Origin of the sequence: Protofrankia sp. Cr1 (assembly GCF_963555865.1) — a bacterium.
Taxonomy (GTDB): domain Bacteria; phylum Actinomycetota; class Actinomycetes; order Frankiales; family Frankiaceae; genus Protofrankia.
Genome location: NZ_CAUVXO010000578.1, coordinates 1 through 2,570, shown reverse-complemented (window position 1 = coordinate 2,570; position 2,570 = coordinate 1). Strand labels below are relative to the sequence as shown.

3 protein-coding genes and 1 pseudogene are annotated in these 2,570 nt (G+C 67.0%); 1 reads left to right on the top strand and 3 read right to left on the bottom strand.

What is annotated here, in order from left to right; genetic code table 11:
• Positions 1-184: pseudogene (locus U9980_RS26105) on the top strand (hypothetical protein); the annotation flags it as partial.
• Positions 185-198: 14 nt separating this feature from the next.
• Here U9980_RS26105 and U9980_RS26100 read toward each other — a convergent pair.
• The 3 genes from U9980_RS26100 to U9980_RS26090 are packed head-to-tail and all read right to left on the bottom strand — an operon-like array spanning position 199 to position 1,996.
• Positions 199-1,299 carry a hypothetical protein gene (locus U9980_RS26100; RefSeq protein WP_322770356.1) on the bottom strand — a complete coding sequence of 367 codons (1,101 nt, stop codon included), beginning with the start codon at positions 1,297-1,299 and terminating at the stop codon, positions 199-201.
• Positions 1,296-1,784 carry a Clp protease N-terminal domain-containing protein gene (locus tag U9980_RS26095; RefSeq protein WP_322770355.1) on the bottom strand — a complete coding sequence of 163 codons (489 nt, stop codon included), beginning with the start codon at positions 1,782-1,784 and terminating at the stop codon, positions 1,296-1,298. Before U9980_RS26095 ends, U9980_RS26100 begins: the two co-directional genes overlap by 4 nt.
• 8 nt (positions 1,785-1,792) lie before the next feature.
• Entirely contained in the window at positions 1,793-1,996 is a 204-nt protein-coding gene (locus U9980_RS26090) for a helix-turn-helix domain-containing protein (RefSeq protein WP_322770354.1), read from the bottom strand.
• Positions 1,997-2,570: the final 574 nt, after the last annotated feature.

Genomic DNA, 2,570 nt, shown 5'->3' with positions numbered 1-2,570 from the left:
TCATCCGGACGAGCCGCACGTGGGACGCGCGTTCACCGAGCTCGGTTACTTCGCTGAATACCGCATCCTCGGCGTCTACCGAGCCAACCCGTTCCGTGAACAGATCAAGGACATCGACAGTCGTGCGGCCAGCTACCCGGGGCCGGCCACGTTGACCCAAGCGCGCGACCTCACAGCAGGTTGAATCGGGACTGCGGTCTACTTGAATCCGCCGTCGTGCATGGCGTAGTAGTTGGCGACGGCGGTGAATGACTTCTTCGGTTCCCATGGCATCTCTGGGTAGGTGGTGCCGAGCCGGTCACGGTCCCAGGGAGCGTGCGGGTAGGCGGCGCCGAGCGGGCCGAGGCGGGCTCCGTAGCTTTTGACAAGGCTGTAGCTGGCCATGTCAAGGTCGTATCTCGGATCGTCGCTGCAGGGATTGAGCGGCGCGACGAACGTCATCACGAACGTCATCACGAACGTTGCGTCGACGCCTGCATGGTCGAAGATCGTGAGAAGCTCGGTGAGCTCCCGAGTCTGCTCCGCTTCGTCACGCAGGTAGTCGCCGTTCAGCCGCGGCAGCGTGCCGGAGCGGTCACTGACCGGGTAGTCGACGATCGCGAAGCCCCGTCCACCCGCAGCAGCCGCCCCGCGATACGTGCAGCACCCGAACTCGGTGATCGCGACCGGTCGTTCGTGAGTGACGTAGCGTCCCAACAGGTCGCTGAACCGGTCCCTGAGCCGAGCGTCGCGGTAGAGATCGACGCCGACGATGTCGAACGGGCTCCAGTCGACGGCTTCGAGCGGCACCGAGGCGTAGGTGACGCTGCCGTGGAACACCTGGCGCACGCGTTCGTTCGCCTCGGCCAAGAAGGCATTGAGCGGGCCATTGTGCGTACCGGAGCGGATGTGCTCCCAAAATGATGAGTGTTCCAGTCGCTGGAAGACCGAGTCGCCTTTGACGATGCCGGCCATGAACAGGGTCAGCTCGGAGCCGACGCTGAGCACCACCTGGCCGGGCGCGAGCTTCTCCAGCTCCTGCGCGCGCTCGGCAGCGTCCGCGATGTAGGTGAGGGTGTCCTCGGGGTTGTGGTCCCACAGTTCGGGCGAGAGCCAGACCTCGAGGCCCTGATCGAGCGCATCCTTGCCGGTAATCATGAGTCGGTCGATGTCCTGCCCACAAATCCGCACCGCGTTGCAGTTCAGGTCGTTCTTGATGATCTGGAGTTCGCGGTGGGCCTCGGCGGCGGAGAACTCCGGTCGCCAGTCCTGGCCCCACATCACCCGGCCGACGTCGTAGCAGACACCTCGCCGTTTCATGCACCTTGTTCTCCCGTCGATCGGCCTAGCCGGTCGCGCACCATGGCGGGATCGACACCGAGTGCGTGCAGGAGTTCGGCGGCGGGATCGGGCCGCTCGCGTGCCAGCAGCGCGAGCAGGACATGGCCGGTGCTGATCCGTCCCGTCCCGGTCGGGCGTGCCTGGTCAAGAGCATGCTTGATAACGGCGCGTGCGCCGGATGTGAGCGGGGGAAGGCGACGGGCGGGCGTCGCCGGGGGCCGTTCGCCGACAGCGGCGACGTTCACGCCGACGGCCGCGAGCGCGGCGAGATCGAGTGTGTCCGAGGCTGTGCGGGTGGCCGCGAGGGACACGCCAAGAGCTTGGGCCGCGGGCGCATCGGCGTCGTGCAGAAGCCCGAGCAGGAGATGGTCGGTGCCGAGGCGGCGGTCACCGCGCCGGCTGGCCTCCTCGGTCGCGGACGTCAGCAGCATTTTGCGGGCGTCGACACTCAGCCGCATCACCATCGTCTGCCTCACTTTCCGTACTTCGTATGGACGGACTGCCGGGAGACGCCGAGGGCGTCCCCGATCTGCTCCCACGACCAGCCCCGATCCCTGGCGAGCCGGACGCTGCGCGCCTCTACCTGCTCGGCGAGCCGGTGCAGCGCACCCACGGCCCGCAGACCGACTGCAGGATCGTCGGACTCGACGCCGACCGTCAGTTCCTCTGTTTCCACGGTGTCAGCCTAGACTGACAACTCCCCAGCGTCAATCTAGACTGACGCGGTCGCGCCGCCATGCCCGCAGACCAGCAGACGCGCGCCGCTGAGGCAGGTCACCTGTCGGGGGATGTCGGCTGGAAGCACGAGCGTGTCGCCGACTCCCAGATCGACGTCGCGACCGGCGACCGGCGACCGGCGACCGGCGACCGGCGACCGGCGACCGCGATCGAGATCCGACCGGCCCACATCTCGAGACCATCCTCGCGGCCATGGCAAGCTCTCCCGGCCCGGTGGTCGCTGCGCGACTGTCTGACCCGTCCGGCTGGCTGGGCTGATCGCGTTACCCTTCGTGCCTCGATGCGTGCGTCAGTTCAAGAACCGCCGGACGGGACCTCATGGCTCCTCCCCTGTCACAGGCGATCATCGCAACTTCTATCTGCAGCATCTGCAAGTCGCTGGCCCCATGGGCGTTCTACCGATGGAGTCGGTGGCCACCCGCCACCCGCGGTCAGACAGCCCCAGCACAGCACACGCGCCTACGCGAGGATCACGCGGGTGGGAGGTCAGAGTCGGCGATACGACCGAACTC